Here is a 17,105-nt window from a genome sequence, read left to right as displayed (position 1 = left end):
GCCAATGCGTCCTTTTATCTTACTTAGCTAAATCCTGCAGAGATTAATGGCTGCTCGCTTCTCCCGCCCCTTTAGGGAAACGGATAGATTCAACCATATCTTGTACATGGGCAGGTGCCGCGGCGGTTACTTTACAGACGATAGCCGCTACCGCAAAGTTCACCACCATACCAACCATACCGATACCTTCTGGCGAAATACCGAGGAACCAGTTCGCCGACACGTTAGCCGTTGGGTTCACAAACTTGAAGTAGATGATGTAAGCAGCAGTGAACAGTAGACCGATCACCATACCTGCGATTGCACCTTCTTTATTCATCGTCTTAGAGAAAATCCCCATGATGATGGCAGGGAACAGAGAGGATGCCGCCAGACCGAAGGCGAATGCCACTACCGCTGCCACGAATCCTGGAGGGTTAATCCCGAAGTAACCCGCAATCACGATACCAATACCAGCCGCCAGTCGAGCGTACATCAGCTCTTTCTTGTCAGAGATATTTGGCATCAGGTTCTTCTTCAGTAAATCGTGTGACACTGAAGTCGAGATAACCAGTAACAGACCCGCAGAGGTAGATAACGCTGCCGCTAAACCACCCGCTGCCACCAGTGCGATAACCCAAGCTGGCAGATTCGCGATTTCTGGCGTTGCTAATACGATGATATCGTTGTCGATCTTCATTTCGTTAGGGCTAGCAGCATCTTCCATTTTGCCTTTGGCATAGTAGATTTTGCCGTCGCCGTTTTTGTCATCCCATTTGATCAGGCCGGTTTTTTCCCAGTTTTTGATCCAATCTGGCGCAGACTCATAGGCAACACCCTTTTGATCAGGGCCGTTAATGGTCTCAATCATATTAACGCGAGAGAATGCCGCTAATGCAGGAACTGTGGTGTACATGATGGCGATAAATACCAGCGCCCAACCGGCAGATACACGTGCATCTTTCACTTTAGGTACAGTGAAGAAACGCACGATAACGTGGGGTAAGCCCGCAGTACCAACCATCAAAGCACCGGTAATACAGAACACGTCGATCATGCTCTTAGAGCCATCGGTGTAAGGTGCAAAGCCTAGATCCGCAGATAAATTGTTCAGCTTCTCGAGCAGGTAAACCCCAGAATTATTGCCGGCAGCATCGAGTAATTCAGCGCCGAAACCAATTTGAGGAATGATATGACCCGTCATCATCACAGATAAGAAAATCGCAGGCACCATAAATGCGAAGATCAGCACGCAGTATTGGGCAACCTGAGTATAGGTAATCCCTTTCATACCGCCGAGCACAGCGTAGAAGAACACTACGGCCATACCGATATACACGCCAGTGTCCACATCCACTTCGAGGAAGCGCGAGAATACCACGCCCACACCGCGCATTTGACCAGCGATGTATGTAAAGCAGATGAAGATAGCGCAAATAACCGCTACCGTACGCGCCGCTTGGGAGTAATAACGCTCACCCACGAAATCAGGCACAGTGAACTTACCAAACTTACGTAAATACGGCGCCATACACAGGGCTAATAATACATAACCGCCCGTCCAGCCCATCAGGTACACACTGCCGTCATAACCGACGAAAGAAACAATACCCGCTAACGAAATAAAGGATGCCGCGGACATCCAGTCGGCTGCCGTTGCCATACCGTTCACTACAGGGTGAACACCGCCACCCGCGACATAGAACTCTTTAGTCGAACCCGCGCGGGACCAAATCGCGATCCCAATGTAGAGCGCGAACGACAGCCCCACAATCAGATAAGTTAATCCTTGTACACCCATTTCCGTTCTCCTTAGTCTTCTTGTACGTTATATTTTTTATCTAAGGCGTTGGCTTTTGCCGCGTAGACAAAAATAAGCGCAACAAAGACATACATAGATCCCTGTTGGGCAAACCAGAAACCTAACTTGAAGCCCATGAAATGGATTTCATTGAGTACATCAACCAATAGAATGCCACATCCGAACGAGACTGCGGCCCAAATAGCCAATAGGCCTAAAACAAGACGTAAATTCTCATTCCAGTAACCTTTTGCTTTATCGTTGTTTTCAAATGCCATAGCGACTCCCCTGTGCTGTTTTATTTTTAAGTCTTGTTAAATCTAGCAACAGCTGGAGTGACCACAATCAAGACCTTAGTCTAATTTGAGAAGTGCCTCACACCAGAAAAAATTGAATAGTATTTAAAATCATAAAGTTAACAATGATTTTACATTTTAATGCAAAAGTTATTTTTTGAGCAGCTTAGACCAATGTCGAAGATCCTAAGGCTAGAAACGGCACAAATGCCATGCTAGTAGGACGGCAAGATGAGGTAGATGAGTAACAGTAACTGGCTGTGAAATAAATAAAATATCGTACTGCAGAGAGATGAATTGCCGTCAGAAATCTCAGGATTTCCGCTAAGAATTATCAGTAAAAAGGCAAAAAATAACCCAGCATCGCTGGGTTATGGGAAACAAATAAATGAGCGCCAGCATAGACGCAAGTTCAAGCTTATTATTTGGCGGCTAAGAATTTTACTAGCTCGGCTAATTCTTCAGGAGTGTGTACCTTAGAGGTCACTAAATAGCGGCCATTGACTAATAAAGAAGGCACGCCTTTAATGCCCGATAATTCCGCTTGAGAGTCGTAATTCATCACGGAAAACTTCGCATCGACAGAGTTCATCGCCGCATCGACATCATCGGCCTTAGCGCCTTGCGCCACAAAGAAGGCTTTGACCTGTTCAGGGCGAGTAAATTGTTCACCCTTTTCATGGATTTGTTTAAAAATCGCTTCGTGCACTTGCTTGGTCATTTTCAGCTTTTGCGCGACAAAATAGGCTAATTGACTCAGCTCCCATGCCGGACGCCCCGCACCCACCGGCGTACGCTCGAAGGCCACATCTTTGCCTAAGAGTTTTACCGTGGAAGCGATAAAGGGTTCCTGCTTGTAGCAATGTGGGCAGTTATAGGAGAAGAACTCACGCAGCACAGGCTTTTGTGCTTCGCTGATCCCAGCAACAGTGACGTAATCCTTCCCTTCTTCAAAACTCGCCGCCTGCAGCGCAAAGCTAGCACTTAACACCAATCCACAGGCCAGCGCCGCCAAAGGTCGAACAAAATTAGTTAGGCTTTTCATATTTTCTCTTCTTATTAGTGACTGCATCATTGAATTGTAAGTCGTTTGCAACACGCACAGGCCATTAAGATACCTCAAAAGATGGCCAAGGTTCTTAAACATTTGTTAACAATAGGCGCTAAATCACCCACTAACAGGCCACCAGCATCGCAAGGGGTGAAGCAAACTGATACTCAAACCCAAGCTCGCGGACTATCGCATCACCTAGAATGATTTTGCTGGGTTGTAACTGCCCATTAAATTGCGGCGCCGCTAATCCCAACGACTCGGCGGCGGCCACATAAAATTCGCTTCGCGAAGGATGCTCTGGCGCGCAAAGATTATAGACAGCAGCGACCTTTTCCCCCTTTGCCTTTGCATCAATAATCAAGCTCACCGCCGCAACGCAGTCCTGCAAATGCACCAGATTGACCGCAACATTGCCACCCGCCACATCGGTTTTACCGGCAAAGAAGCGCCCTGGATGACGTTTGGGTCCAACCAAGCCAGCAAAACGTACGATGCAGCTATTCGGTTGGCGAGCAAATAAATCTTCGGCATCCAATAACACCTGTGATGAAGCCGATTCAGCCTGTGCGTCAGCTTCGGTCATAGATTGGTCGAGGGAAGGATAAACGCCCGTGGTGCTGATAAACACTATGCCTTGATAGTGCCAGCCTTGGGTTAACGCAATTAACTGCTGTAATTCTTGAAGATAGGCGGTATTGCCATGTTTGAGGCGCGGAGGAATATTGACGACAAGAAAGTCTGTCTGAAAGAAGTCCTTTAAAGCTTGCGCGTCGGGGAGAACGTCAGCGTCATCCCCGAGTTGCAGTTGGAACCCATGGATCCCCGCCTCTGAGAGAGGCGCTAACTCCTCCGTGCGGCGTTTAGCGCCAGTGACTCGGTAACCCGCTTGCACTAAGTGTTTCGCAAGGGCAAAGCCAAACCAACCACAACCGACAACCGCAACACTTTTTTGATCTGCCACACTCAACTCCATTTCCTTTGATCGACACCCCAAGGTATTTCGGCCAATAGCATACGGAACTCAGGTGGCGGGATTCAAGCTTGGAACGAGCTAAAATAAAAACTAATGCCTTTGTCCATTTGCAAGGTGCGGATCGCGCCCTCGGTTAACTCCTCCGCGCGAATGGTTTTTTTTACTGTCACCCCTTCATCACTTAAAAAACGTAATGAGGCCTCGCTACCATCTTCCTTACAGGCCCACACCTGCGGCTGGCTCACCTCTTTGGTGGTCATAATCACCTTAGCGACAGTGTCGTCGGATAGCTTGACGATAGTACCCGGCGGATAGATACCTAAAATCTTAACTAACACAGCAATTAAGGATTCGGCATGTTTACTCGCACGATTTTTAAATAAGTAACCTAATGCCACCTGCGGTGAGGACGCCTGCTGACCACTGAGCTGCTGATCGTAATCGTTCGCCAGACTCACTATTTGCGTGATAATGGGGATTTTGGCCCCGGAGAGCCCATCGGGAAAGCCTGAACCATCAATAAACTCATGGTGGTGCAGCACAATATTCAGCACCTCCTTTGGAAAGAGTCCCGAGCGATTCAGCATGTCATAGCCAAAGTTCGGGTGCATTTGCAGGTAATTGGCCTCATGGGGAGTGAGCGCCCCCCGTTTACGGCGGATCACATCGGGGACTTTGAGTTTACCAATGTCGTGGAATAGGCTCCCCAAGGCAATATCGCGCAAATCCCGCGCCGGTAAATCGAGTGCCTGACCTATCATCATGGCTAATACTGCTACCGAGATGCCGTGCTGAGTCACACTGACCTCTTTTTCATCCATTCCGACCAAAGTGAGGAAAGGTTTCTCGACCTCTTGCAGATGGCTGAGTAAATCCTCCACTAAGGCGGCTGACAAGCGATAAGCGCCTTCGGGATCGCTCACCACTTTGCCATACACATTGCGGCACTGGTTAACGCTCTCTAAGAAACGCTTCTGGCTTAAACGCATCGCCTTACGGGTATCGGCCTTTAAGTCACGCTCCGGTGGCGCTTCTTCAATCTCTTCGACCTCTTCCTCTTCATCCGTCGATTCGAGTTCATCACTATTGCCTGAAATTAGATACACATAGGGCACGCCGAGTCCGCGGATCATCTCAATATGAGCCGGACTACTGATATCCACACGGTTAAATAAAAAAGGGTGATTCGTCCATGACAAAGGCAACTTGACTCTCATGCCAAGTTGAAGTTCTGAAAGTAATAGTTTTCGTTGGGCAACTTTTGTCACGCAATATGACTCCTTTCATGCACGCAAGAAGCATCATCTTTTGGCTTCTTTGGCCGCACATTTAAGCTAAGTACATATAACTATAGATGATTCAACAAAATCAGTAAGCTATAAGTGAAAAAATGCTTATCAAACTGAGGGATAGTACACACAAATTATCCCTCAGTGATTAGATATTTGATAAAAAGCTGAAATTACAACGAGATGACCTTAGTCTGCTTTTACCGATGTCACAGTCTCTTTCGGCCAGTCGGCAAGGTAATAGCTGAGGCGTTTTGACTTGTAAACATACAAACACGACCAGAACAGCACTAAGGCGTCGAGGGCTAAACTCCAATGGAATAAAAATTGCCCGTGGATTAATCGCTGCGCGAGTAAGATTGCATCGAGTAATAATAAAATCCACAATCCCCATTTAAGCTGGACAAACACTGGGCACAGCCATGAGGGCGAGCGGCGCCGCTCCGCCAGTACCACAAAATACAGCGCCACGGCACCCAGCCCCGCTGCGAGTGCGAGTAAAAAGTCAGACTTTTCGGGATAGAAGAGCCGCACTAACTCAGCTCTGTCACTGGCTTGGGTCAGAGAGGCAATAAAAATACACCAGCCACGGGCGAGAAAAGCCAGAATAGCATATAAAAAAATCGGTGGTTTGATATGGCCTTTATCATCGAGCCAAGTGATGTGACTAAAATTCAATCGCAATCCATTTAGTAAAAACTAAAGCAATATAAACAAGATGGTGGCGTAACGGCTAAATTCAATGGCTAACATAAATAATTCAAATGTAGCGCTTAAGACTTAGCCATAAAAAAGCCCCGCAAGGCAGGGCGTTATACACTAAGCGGCAGCGACTTAGCTATTTGCAGCCAGAAGAGCCAATAACTCATCCTCGCCAATCACTTTCACGCCAAGCTCCTGCGCTTTGGCAAGCTTAGACCCCGCCGCTTCGCCCGCGACTAAGCAATCGGTATTTTTCGACACACTACCCGCCACTTTGGCGCCTAAGGCCTGTAGCTGCGCCTTAGCATCGTTACGGTTGAGTTGATTTAAGGTACCGGTTAACACCCAAGTCTGCCCCTTTAATGGCTGCTCATCGGCGCTTGGCGCTGCAATCGCAGGCCAGTTAACGCCAGCCGCAATCAAAGCATCGATCACCTCTAGGTTATGGGGCTGGGCAAAGAAATGCGCCACGTGCTGGGCAACCACTTCACCAATATCTTCAACTTGAATAAGTTGCTCAATGGTAGCCACGCGCAGCGCCTCTAGGCTGCCAAAGTGAGTCGCCAGGTTCGCCGCAGTGGCCTCCCCCACCTCACGAATGCCTAAAGCATAGAGAAAACGTGGCAGAGTCGTGGTTTTAGCCGCTTCAATCGCCAGCGCAAGATTGGTGGCCGACTTCATTCCCATACGGTCGAGCATGGTCATCATAGAGGCGGTGAGTTTAAATAAGTCCGCCGGGCTTTGAACCAGCTCCTTATCAATTAACTGCTCGACTATTTTATCGCCCATGCCGTCGATATCTAATGCCTTGCGGGAGGCAAAATGTTTGATCGCCTCTTTACGCTGAGCCTCACAGAATAAGCCGCCGCTACAACGCGCCACGGCCTCACCTTCTAATCGCTCAACCAAACTGCCGCAAACGGGACAATGTTGCGGGAAGGTAATCGCCTTAGCATCTTCAGAGCGACGCTCTGGCACTATGGCCACAATTTGCGGGATCACATCGCCGGCGCGGCGGATAATCACGGTATCGCCCACCATCACACCTAAACGCTCGATTTCATCGGCATTGTGCAAAGTCGCGTTCGAAACCGTCACGCCGCCGACAAACACAGGTTTTAGGCGTGCGACCGGAGTCACCGCGCCGGTGCGGCCCACTTGAAAATCTACGCCTTCGAGCAGCGTCATTTCTTCTTGCGCGGGGAATTTATAGGCAATTGCCCAGCGGGGAGATTTGGCCACAAACCCTAAGGTTTGCTGCTGGGCGATATCGTTCACCTTCATTACCACACCATCGATTTCAAAGGGTAAATCGCTGCGGCGAGTCAATATATCTTGATAGTAGGCAAACACTTGGCTGAGTTCGTCGCAGACTTTAATCTCGCTACTGACTGGTAGCCCCCAAGATTTAAGTTGCTGCAATTGCTCGTAATGCGTCTTAGCTAACTCGTGGGAAGTCGGCTCCACCACACCTAAGGCGTAGGCATAAAAAGACAGCGCCCGTGACGCGGTAATTTTACTGTCGAGCTGACGTAAGCTGCCCGCCGCCGCATTACGCGGATTTACGAACAGTTTTTCATCCTTTAAGCGTGCACGCTCATTTAGCGCCTCAAATGCCGCCTTGGGCATAAAGGCTTCGCCGCGCACTTCGACCAATTCGGGATAGTTGTCACCACGCAGTTTGAGCGGAATCGACTTAATGGTTTTAACGTTTTCGGTAATATCTTCGCCCACAGTGCCATCGCCCCGGGTCGCGGCGCGCTCAAGCACCCCATTGCGATATAAAATGCTCACCGCCAAACCATCGAGTTTCGGCTCACAGCAAAAACTCACTTGCCCCACTCTGTCGCTGACACGCTTATGAAATGCACTAAAGTCCGCCTCATCGAAGGCATTATCAAGACTTAACATGGGTTTAAGGTGAGTAATTTGTTCAAACTTTGCCAGCGCCATGCCGCCCACTCTTTGGGTAGGCGAATCGGCAGCAACAAACTGAGGATACTCGGCCTCAAGCTGTTTCAGCCGCTGCATTAATCTGTCGTATTCTGAGTCAGTAATGCTTGGCGCATCGTCGACATAGTAACGAATATTGTGTTCATTCAGAGATTGGCAGAGCGCCTGCATCAATGGCTGCGCATTTTCCGACGTAACAGCTTGTGAAAGCAGTTCAGATAGGCGTTTATCGAGTTGAATGTCTTGCATATTCATTATCCAGAATTCTTAAGCATCAAAAAGTTGCAAAAAATGAGGCCGCATTTAGCGGCCCCATCTGTCCATCACCGCGGTCTCGCGGCGGTGCATTAAGCGTTTGCGCGAATGCGGTGTAAATAATCTTGCTTAGTAAACTCGCCCCAAGGTTGACGCTGACCATCGAGCACAACCGCGTCGATATCATCCGCCAATTGGCGCGCCGAGTTAAGCATGATAGAGAAATTCATTAGCGCATCACCGTAGCAAGGTAAAGTCATAAAGAATACCACGCCTTGGGTGCTGAATTGCTCCATATTGTCTGGGTCAAAAACACCAGGTTTTACCATATTAGCAATGGAGAACAACACCTTACCATTACCGGCATTATCCACATGACGATGGAAAATATTCATATCGCCATATTTAAAATTAAGGGTTAAAAAGCAAGGTAATAATTCGGCACCATTAAGTTGCTGGCCTTCTTTCGCCACCACGTGCAGTACGAGTACATCACGTGGTTCACCTAAATCATCATCGGCCTGTTCAACGGCTTTAGGTTGCTCTTCTTCATACGCCTCTTCATCATCAAACAACGCGGTTTGGGTAGGCATTTGCACTTGGGAACGTTGCTCTTCAGCCGCCTTTTGCGCCACTATCGCCGCATGGGATTGGCCAACGTGAGCTTGATTTAAATGCGCTGTATGGCTTTGCAATACTGGCTCTTGGCGCGATGCTTTAGGACCGCGGTGTTGCTCTTTCACACTCGGTGATTGCAAATTAAAGTCGGGCTGCGCCATGCTTGGTTCTTGCTTAAACAGTGGTTTAGGTTCAACTTGAACGGGTTCCACTGGTTGCGGTTGTGCTTTGGCTTCTTGCTTTAAATAAGGGTTAAACGCAGGTGCCTCTGGGGTATGAGCTTCATTCGCTTTACGAACTCTGACGGCGCCAATACCATCGGCGTCGAAACCATCGGCATCGATACGCTTGGGGGCAGCCTCGCCACGCTCTGCCTGCTTTTTGTAGAAATTGCCCATCGGACTATCTTTCAATGACTTAGGCTGTTGTCTTCTGATAGACCAAAATCCATGCACCAGCACAGCAACTATGGCTATGGCGCCTAAAACGAACAAAACTAGTTGCAAATCTTCCATTGGTTACCCTGTCTTTCTTCTAGTTATCACGCGTCGGCCATCGCCACCGCTTGCTCTAAATCTACTGCGACTATACGGGATACACCCGGCTCATGCATAGTCACACCGATAAGTTGATCAGCCATCTCCATCGTAATTTTGTTATGGCTGATATAGATAAACTGTACGCTCTGCGACATTTCCTTCAATAATCGACAGAATCGTTCTACGTTGGCATCGTCTAAGGGCGCATCCACTTCGTCTAACATACAGAAGGGAGCTGGATTCAACCTGAAAATCGCGAATACCAATGATAAAGCCGTTAGGGCTTTTTCACCACCGGAAAGAAGATGGATTGTGCTGTTCTTCTTACCTGGCGGCTGGGCCATGATGGTCACGCCCGTTTCTAATAAATCGTCTTCCGTTAGCGCAAGGTAGGCACGCCCGCCACCAAACACCTTGGGGAACAATCGCCCTAAATCCTCGTTGACCGCATCAAATGTGGCTTTAAAGCGGGTGCGGGTCTCCTTATCGATTTTACGAATGGCTTCTTCTAGTGTTGCAAGCCCTTTATTAAGATCTTCATCTTGATGATCCAAATAGGATTTTCGCTCACTTTGTTGCTCAAATTCTTCGATCGCCGCGAGGTTTATCGCACCTAAGCGAATAATTTTTTGGCGGATCTGATCCAAATCACGCTGCCACTTGTCGGGATGCCCATCCGCAGGCAGGGAATCGACAATCTGGGCGAGCACAATTTGTTGCTCTGACAGCGCCGCTAATTGGCTATCGGCCTGCCCTTTTAATCCCTCACGACGTAACTTTAACGTGCTGAGGCTTTGAGTCAAGCCCTCAAGCTTACCAAGCTCTTGTTTTTGCTTTAATCCTATACTGTTTAGCGTTTCAGTGAGCGAACTTTGTTGTGACCTGAGGCTTTTAAGTGCTTGTTGCTGACTCTGCTGTTGATTGAGTAATTGCGCCAGTTGTTCGCTGAGCTGCGCCGTTTGCTGATCGCCCTCTTGTGCCGCGACGTTGGCAAGTTGGGCTGACAGTGTTTCCTTTGAGTGGACTAATTCACTGACACGAACACGCTGTAATTCAATTTGTTCTGTGCTCACCGCCATCCGAGTAGCGATCGATTGCAGATTGGCATTGAGGCTCGTTAAGCGCCGCTCGGCATCGCCAATTTGAGCCTTCAGGGCTTGATGGCGGGCCATATCCCCTTGCGCATCTTGGCTTTGTTGCTGTTGCTGCTCAAGGCTGAGCTCTAGTGCCTCTGCCAGTTCATCCTCTTGCTCCGCAAGCAATATTAACTGCTCGGCAAGCTCGGCTAACTCGGCCTGGGTTCGGGCAACGGTTTCTGCGAGTTGCCCGCGTTTCGCTTCGCGCTGCTTGGCCTGAGCCTCTGCGTTATTAAGCTGGGTCGATTTGGTGGCTTTATCGAGCTGCAACTGGTGTAAGCGTTTAGTGCCTTGGCTTAAGCTGTCACGCACTTGGGTTAATTGCTGCGCTAATTCATCGAGCTTTGCCTGCTGTATGGCTTTTGCCTGCTCGCAATCAGCGATGGCCTCGTTCAGCTCGGTTTGCTCTTTACTCAGTTGCACTAAGGATTGGCTATTATCTTGTTTAGCAATCAAAAAACCTTTGCCGAGCAAGTAACCGTCGGCGGTCACGATTCGCTCATCGGCCGCCAAGCTCGGCAGCAGTGCTTGTGCGCTGGCCAGATTATCGGCCCATTTGAGTCCCTTAAGCCAAGGGGCAAGGTTCAATTTGGCACCTAAGATGGGAGAGCCATCGAGATGCGCATCCGCCGCCAAGGCCGCATCGGCATAAAAGCCTATTTCATTGGCGTTAACGCCCACAGGCAGCGTCATCAATCCCTGCAGCGCCAGTTCGGCGGCGGCTTCCCAGCCGTTTTCCACTTGAATGCTTTGCCACAGCTGCGGCTTATCACTTAACTCTTCTTGTTTCGCAAGCCATTGTTCAACCAGTTCGAAGCGTGCCCGCATCGAGGTTAAACGCTGTGATAATTGCTCAAACTCACCGCGGGCCAAATCTAACGCATGAGTATCGGCAGCCAGAGTGGATTCAAACTCTTGATTGATTTCAACTTGTTCAGCTAAGGCTTGCTCTAACTGGGCAATCTCGTCATTGAGTGATGCACTGCTATCTTCGAGGGCATGCGCATTAAGCGAGGCCAGCTCTTGTTGTTGCTCTTGGTGTAGCTGGGTTTTATGGGCATTTAATTGTTGCTGATGAGCCAGTTTGCTGCGGTGTAACTCTAATTGCAGCTTATGCTGAGCGACGGCCGCCGCTAGCACTCTGGCGCTTTCACTTTGGGCCTCACTGCGCGAAACGCTCATCTCCCACTGGGCTTGCAGCTCATCGAGCATTTCTTGCTGCAACTCATGTTGCGGCGCAAGTTGGCTAAGCTCCGACTCAAGCGCTTGAAAGCTGGCTTGGTAAGCGGCTAATTTGGCTTGGTTTTGAATGATTTGCTCACTCAACTGCTCAAGCTGATGATGCAGCTGGGCATCGCGCTGCTTTTGGCTCTGCAACTGTTGCTCAAGCTTGGCGATTTCGGTACCGGTCAGGTAATAGGCTTCGACCGCCTGCTGCTCCTGCTCGGCTAACTGCGAAAGTGTGAGTTGCAACTCGGTGCTTTCTAACTCGCCGGTTTGCGCTAAGGACTGGGCCGCCGCTTGTTGCAGCTCGAGCGAGCTAATCTGCTCCGATAGACTCGCCATTTGGCTCTGCAGCTCTTGATAGCGCATCACCAGCAGCTCGGCATGAGTTTTACGCTCAGCTTGCTTCAGCTCACGATATTGCTTCGCCGCCTTGGCCTGCTGACTGAGTTTTTCGAGTTGTTTGGCTAACTCGCTGCGAATATCCCCTAAACGCTCCAAGTTTTCGCGGGTATGGCGGATACGGTTTTCCGTTTCACGCCGCCGTTCTTTATAGCGGGAAATCCCCGCGGCTTCTTCAATAAAAGTCCGTAAATCTTGGGGTTTAGATTCGATTAAACGTGAAATCGTGCCCTGTTCGATAATGGCGTAACTGCGCGGCCCAAGCCCGGTGCCCATAAACAGATCAGTGATGTCTTTACGGCGACACTTTTGGCCGTTGAGGAAATACCAAGACTCACCGTCACGGCTCACCTGACGTTTAACCGAGATTTCTTCATAACTGGCGTATTGGCCCGCAAGGCGGCCCTCTTTATTTTCAAACACCAGTTCAACGCCCGCCACAGACACAGGTTTACGGGCGCTGGAGCCGTTAAAAATCACGTCACTCATGGAGTCGCCGCGCAAATGCTTTGCCGAACTTTCGCCCAGCACCCAACGCACGGCGTCAATCACGTTAGACTTGCCGCAGCCATTTGGGCCAATAATGGCGCTTAATGCCTGTAAAAACGGAATTTTGGTGGGATCGACAAACGACTTAAAGCCGGCAAGTTTTATTTGTTTTAATCTCATGGTGCCAGTTAGCGCGTCTCAGTATAAAAAGCCATCAGGGCGATGACCAATAGGGATGCAGGCCAATATTAGCCCGAGTCGTGTCATAGAATTCTGAGGCCAACTTTAGCAAAGCAGGCAGTATTTTGTAACGCTTTTTATTGAATTCATATGGCTTTTAGCTTGTCATCTCGCGACGAGTTGATCACAATCGCAGTTATCTGTATCTCACGCTGTATCTCAACTTTTTTGGAATGACGATATGACACAGAACTCCTCCTCCCCTTCGCAGGGTAAAAGTGGTGTGAATTATTTTCTCGATGGCTTTGGTTTAATCAAACGTAAAGGCCTGCGCACCTTTGTATTTATTCCGTTAATGATCAACTTAGTGCTGTTTGCGGCTGTTATCTATGTGGCGATTGGGCAGCTCGATGTGCTCTTCACTTGGATGAATGCCCAGCTCCCCGAATACTTAAGTTGGCTTAACTTTTTGCTCTGGCCGTTAGCGGTGACCACCATGTTGGTGATGCTGGCGTTTGTTTTTAGTTCGGTGATGAACTGGCTGGCCGCGCCTTTTAATGGCTTGCTGGCCGAAAAGGTCGAGCAGTTATTGACCGGCAAACCGATGAATACGGGCTCAGGCATGGACGTCGTCAAAGACTTACCGCGCATTCTTGGCCGTGAATGGATCAAACTCAAATACTATTTGCCCCGTGCGCTGGTATTTTTGCTGCTGTTTTTAGTGCCCATGGTGGGGCAAACCTTAGCGCCAATTTTGTGGTTTTTATTCAGCGCTTGGATGATGGCGATTCAATACTGCGACTATCCCTTTGATAACCACAAGGTGAGCTTCAAGGATATGCGCTTTGCCCTTAATCAAACCCGCGGCACCAGCTTTACCTTTGGCGCGACTGTGACCCTGTTTTCGATGATCCCTGTGGTCAACTTTATCGTCATGCCAGTCGCGATTTGTGGTGCCACCGCCATGTGGGTCGATAAGTACCGCGAAGCTTACCGTAATCCTGTGGTTTCTCCCGAATAATCCCCCCCAAAGCACTGGATGCCCGCCATCCAGTGCCGCCTTAGTTTTCAGCTATTTTTAATACAATTCTTGTAACAATTGCCCACTCTTGTTAACGCGCAATTTCTGGCACACTGCGCGCCATTTTAGAATGATTTGGGCCTTGTTGTTGAAGACGTTTCTCCCCTTAGTGTTATCGACTGCGGTATTTCTCAGTTCGCCAAGCTTGGCGGGCTCTGCCAGCCAATTTCAATTAACGATTCCGACCTTAGAAGATGCCGCCAATATTGATGGCGAATTTGATGAGGCGGTGCGGCAGCACGCGGCGCAGGCCGAGCTACGTTATGAGACTCAGCCCGGCGAAAACACGGCGGCGCCCGTTTACACCGAGGCCAGAATCTACGCGACCCAAACCAGCCTATTTGTGGCCTTTACCGCCAAAGACAGTCTGCCACAACATATTCGCGCCACGCTCAAGGACAGGGATAATCTTTGGGGCGACGATCTGGTGGGGATCAAACTCGATACCTTTAACAACGCGCGTTTGGCCTATCAGTTTTTTATCAATCCACTGGGCGTGCAATTAGACTCGATAGAGAATGAGCTCACGGGCGAAGAGAGCGAAGCTTGGGATGGCATTTGGAAAACCGCTGGAAAAATCACCGCCGAGGGTTACCAAGTTGAAGTCGAGCTGCCATTACGGCTATTTAACTTTGACGATAAAAAGCCCGTTCAAGAATGGGGATTTGAGCTGATCCGCTACTATCCACGCAATAAAAATCATCGCATCTCTACCCATAGAATCGATCGCAACATCAGTTGCCAGCTCTGCCAGCTTGGCGTCGCCACGGGTTTAGCCTCCGCCAAGCAAGGGCAAGATCTGCAAATTACCCCGTCCTTTGTCGCCAATCGCAATGAGCAAAAAAGCGAAAATGGTTGGCAAGCGCAAAGCAATTATGAACCCGGGCTCGATTTACGCTGGGGTATCAACTCACGCACCTTACTAAATGCCACCATTAACCCCGATTTCTCCCAGGTGGAATCCGATGCAGGCCAGCTCGATATCAACAGCACTTTTGCGCTATTTTTTGATGAGAAACGCCCCTTCTTCCTCGACAATAAAGACTATTTCGATACCCAAGTGAATCTGCTGCATACCCGCAATATTGTGTCGCCGGACTATGGGCTAAAACTCACCAGCCAAACCGAGCAACACACTTGGGCATTGCTGGCCGCTAATGACAGCCAAACCACCTTTTTGATGCCGGGGAATTTAAGTTCTGAGGTCACTTCCTTAGCAGAGGAAAGCCTCAATCTGGCGGCGCGTTACCGCTTCGACATGGATAAAACCTTCTCCTTTGGTGGGCTAATCACGGCCAAGAGCAGTGCCGACAACCAACTGACAGCATTTGCCGAGCAAAATGATTATCACAATTATGTCATGAGCTTAGATGCAAAATACCAACCGACAGCTCAGGATATTTTTACCGCTCAAGTTGCCTATTCCCAGACACGCTACCCTACTGCCCTGTATCAACAGTTTTGCGGCAATGTTGAGGGAGAACTGACAGAAGGGCTACTCTGCGGCCAAACGCCGTTAAGCTGTGAGCTCGGCCAATGCCAAGTGAATGAGCAAGTGTTACGTAGCCAATCGGATCGGGATTTCAGTGGCGCCCTGTATCAACTGACCTATGAACACAACGCCCGCGATTGGTTTGCCTACGGCGAGTACCACGACGTGTCTCCCGATTTTCGCGCCGATTTAGGCTTTGTGGAGAAAATTGATTACCGCACCTTTATGGCCGGTGGTGGCTTAATTTGGTATCCCGAAACCGTATTTAACAAGATTAAATTCGGCGGCGACTGGGATATCACCCACAATCAAGCTGGGGAGCAGCTAGAGCAAGAGTTTGAAATCTTTTGGGAAATGTATGGCGCGCTGCAGAGTGAGTTATCCTTTGGGATAGAAACTCGAGAACGCGTCGGCCCACGCCATGACAGCGCGCAACTAGCAGTATTAGGTAATAGCAATCAATACCAAGAAACCCAAGGCTGGCTTTACGGCGCGATTACGCCCACCTCAGCCCTGAGTCTTGAGCTGGAGATCCATTACGGCGATGAGATTGACTTCCTTAACGATCGATTAGGCACAAAAACCTTAATCAATCCGATATTCAAATGGAAAATTGCCAACGGCCTGTCGGTGGATGTTTCCCATCAATATCAACATATGGAAGTCGAGCAGGATAAACTCTTTAGCGCAAACCTCTCGGATGTGCGCCTGCACTGGCAATTGAGTCTGCACAGCTTTATTCGCCTATCGAGCATTTACACCCAAATCGAGCGTAATCTTGCACAGTATTTTTATTCGACACCCGATAGCGAAGAGGCACACTTAGGGAATGAAATCCTCTACGGCTACAAACTCAATCCCCAGAGCGTGTTCTATTTGGGCTATTCTGACAGTTTAACCTCGGATGATGAGCTCACTCGTCTCACTCGGGATGAGAAAACCTATTTTATGAAGCTAAGTTACGCCTGGTTACTCTAGGCTGAAAGATTGAGCATAAAGCCCACAGCAAGGCTTGTGGGCTTAAATCTGAATGCTAACTAAGACTCATGGATACCCAATAAGCTTGGGCTGGGAAGCACAATCCCCATTGCGGTGAGCTCCACTCCCCAATGTCGCACCAGCGCAAGATACGCCTGCTCGAAGGGATAGCGTGGCTTAGGGAATACCCACTCAGAAGGGAAGCACCATTCCTCCTCGCTTTCATCAATCGCTAAATAAATGGCGAAATCATGGTTTGTCTCGCTCAGCGCAGCGATTAAATTCGTCGCCATCGCGACCCTGTGGGCAGAGGTAAATCCCAACTGTTCACCAAACTCATCAAACACATAAGCATCGAACAACGCTTGCAGCTGTGCGGGATCTAAAGGATCGTAGCGATTGAGTGTTTCCCCGAGTGTTTCCTCGCGGTCATAACAATTAAAAGCGCCAAGAAACCAGCTAGGATTGGGATGAAACGGAAGATCCGAATCAGGATGAAGAAGCGTCATGGTGACAGGTTCTCGTATTGCAACGGAGGTTTATAGAAAAAGCGTTTTTAGGCCGCTAACTGCCTTGTCTGAGTAAAGGCATTTTCGGCTAAGGTACCGCATCAAGCCGTTTTATCAATGTGCTGATATAAAAGCTAAAGCCCCATTAGTGATAA

Annotated in this window: 12 protein-coding genes; 2 read left to right on the top strand and 10 right to left on the bottom strand. The window is 49.1% G+C overall.

Annotation, left to right across the window (positions count from 1 at the left end):
- Positions 1 to 43: 43 nt before the first annotated feature.
- The 9 genes from N7386_RS08400 to smc all read right to left on the bottom strand — a co-directional run bounded on the left by N7386_RS08400 (position 44) and on the right by smc (position 12,890).
- The gene (locus N7386_RS08400) at positions 44 to 1,780 is read right to left on the bottom strand and encodes a sodium:solute symporter family protein (RefSeq protein ID WP_086904649.1); all 1,737 of its coding nucleotides are present in this window, start codon (positions 1,778 to 1,780) and stop codon (positions 44 to 46) included.
- 11 nt (positions 1,781 to 1,791) lie between these two features.
- Entirely contained in the window at positions 1,792 to 2,058 is a 267-nt protein-coding gene (locus tag N7386_RS08395) for a DUF4212 domain-containing protein (RefSeq protein ID WP_011622295.1), read from the bottom strand.
- Positions 2,059 to 2,497: 439 nt separating this feature from the next.
- Positions 2,498 to 3,121, bottom strand: coding sequence for a thiol:disulfide interchange protein DsbA/DsbL (locus N7386_RS08390; RefSeq protein ID WP_126512945.1), 624 nt, complete (start codon positions 3,119 to 3,121; stop codon positions 2,498 to 2,500).
- A 130-nt stretch (positions 3,122 to 3,251) separates the two neighbouring features.
- Positions 3,252 to 4,103 (bottom strand): SDR family oxidoreductase, encoded by an 852-nt coding sequence (locus N7386_RS08385; RefSeq protein WP_086904647.1) that lies wholly within the window; start codon positions 4,101 to 4,103, stop codon positions 3,252 to 3,254.
- A 62-nt stretch (positions 4,104 to 4,165) separates the two neighbouring features.
- On the bottom strand, positions 4,166 to 5,371 hold the full coding sequence (locus tag N7386_RS08380) for an HD-GYP domain-containing protein (RefSeq protein WP_086904646.1): 1,206 nt from the start codon (positions 5,369 to 5,371) through the stop codon (positions 4,166 to 4,168).
- A gap of 210 nt (positions 5,372 to 5,581) precedes the next feature.
- On the bottom strand, positions 5,582 to 6,070 hold the full coding sequence (locus N7386_RS08375) for a DUF2919 domain-containing protein (RefSeq protein ID WP_086904645.1): 489 nt from the start codon (positions 6,068 to 6,070) through the stop codon (positions 5,582 to 5,584).
- Positions 6,071 to 6,226: 156 nt separating this feature from the next.
- On the bottom strand, positions 6,227 to 8,296 hold the full coding sequence (gene ligA, locus N7386_RS08370) for an NAD-dependent DNA ligase LigA (RefSeq protein WP_279767989.1): 2,070 nt from the start codon (positions 8,294 to 8,296) through the stop codon (positions 6,227 to 6,229).
- Between the two features lie 98 nt (positions 8,297 to 8,394).
- Positions 8,395 to 9,435 (bottom strand): cell division protein ZipA, encoded by a 1,041-nt coding sequence (zipA, locus tag N7386_RS08365; protein ID WP_037426754.1) that lies wholly within the window; start codon positions 9,433 to 9,435, stop codon positions 8,395 to 8,397.
- Positions 9,436 to 9,461: 26 nt separating this feature from the next.
- A complete protein-coding gene (smc, locus tag N7386_RS08360) occupies positions 9,462 to 12,890 on the bottom strand; it encodes a chromosome segregation protein SMC (RefSeq protein ID WP_279767987.1) in 3,429 nt (1,142 codons plus the stop codon).
- Between the two features lie 241 nt (positions 12,891 to 13,131).
- Here smc and cysZ point away from each other — a divergent pair, with 241 nt between their 5' ends.
- Positions 13,132 to 13,911 (top strand): sulfate transporter CysZ, encoded by a 780-nt coding sequence (gene cysZ, locus N7386_RS08355; protein WP_279767981.1) that lies wholly within the window; start codon positions 13,132 to 13,134, stop codon positions 13,909 to 13,911.
- Positions 13,912 to 14,041: 130 nt separating this feature from the next.
- Entirely contained in the window at positions 14,042 to 16,441 is a 2,400-nt protein-coding gene (locus tag N7386_RS08350) for a carbohydrate binding family 9 domain-containing protein (RefSeq protein ID WP_279771000.1), read from the top strand.
- A 59-nt stretch (positions 16,442 to 16,500) separates the two neighbouring features.
- Here N7386_RS08350 and N7386_RS08345 read toward each other — a convergent pair whose 3' ends face one another.
- Positions 16,501 to 16,950 (bottom strand): hypothetical protein, encoded by a 450-nt coding sequence (locus N7386_RS08345; protein ID WP_279767979.1) that lies wholly within the window; start codon positions 16,948 to 16,950, stop codon positions 16,501 to 16,503.
- Positions 16,951 to 17,105: the final 155 nt, after the last annotated feature.

The sequence above is a fragment of the Shewanella sp. GD04112 genome (assembly GCF_029835735.1).
Lineage (GTDB): Bacteria > Pseudomonadota > Gammaproteobacteria > Enterobacterales > Shewanellaceae > Shewanella.
The sequence above is the reverse complement of the archived record's forward strand: the minus strand, read 5'-3'. Positions and strand labels throughout refer to the sequence as shown.

What these genes read in the sequence shown, in the direction of transcription:
- N7386_RS08400 (WP_086904649.1), bottom strand. Translation starts at nt 1,780, where the DNA reads ATGGGTGTACAAGGATTAACTTATCTGATTGTGGGGCTGTCGTTCGCG.
- N7386_RS08395 (WP_011622295.1), bottom strand. Translation starts at nt 2,058, where the DNA reads ATGGCATTTGAAAACAACGATAAAGCAAAAGGTTACTGGAATGAGAAT.
- N7386_RS08390 (WP_126512945.1), bottom strand. Translation starts at nt 3,121, where the DNA reads ATGAAAAGCCTAACTAATTTTGTTCGACCTTTGGCGGCGCTGGCCTGT.
- N7386_RS08385 (WP_086904647.1), bottom strand. Translation starts at nt 4,103, where the DNA reads ATGGAGTTGAGTGTGGCAGATCAAAAAAGTGTTGCGGTTGTCGGTTGT.
- ligA (WP_279767989.1), bottom strand. Translation starts at nt 8,296, where the DNA reads ATGCAAGACATTCAACTCGATAAACGCCTATCTGAACTGCTTTCACAA.
- zipA (WP_037426754.1), bottom strand. Translation starts at nt 9,435, where the DNA reads ATGGAAGATTTGCAACTAGTTTTGTTCGTTTTAGGCGCCATAGCCATA.
- smc (WP_279767987.1), bottom strand. Translation starts at nt 12,890, where the DNA reads ATGAGATTAAAACAAATAAAACTTGCCGGCTTTAAGTCGTTTGTCGAT.
- cysZ (WP_279767981.1), top strand. Translation starts at nt 13,132, where the DNA reads ATGACACAGAACTCCTCCTCCCCTTCGCAGGGTAAAAGTGGTGTGAAT.
- N7386_RS08350 (WP_279771000.1), top strand. Translation starts at nt 14,042, where the DNA reads ATGATTTGGGCCTTGTTGTTGAAGACGTTTCTCCCCTTAGTGTTATCG.
- N7386_RS08345 (WP_279767979.1), bottom strand. Translation starts at nt 16,950, where the DNA reads ATGACGCTTCTTCATCCTGATTCGGATCTTCCGTTTCATCCCAATCCT.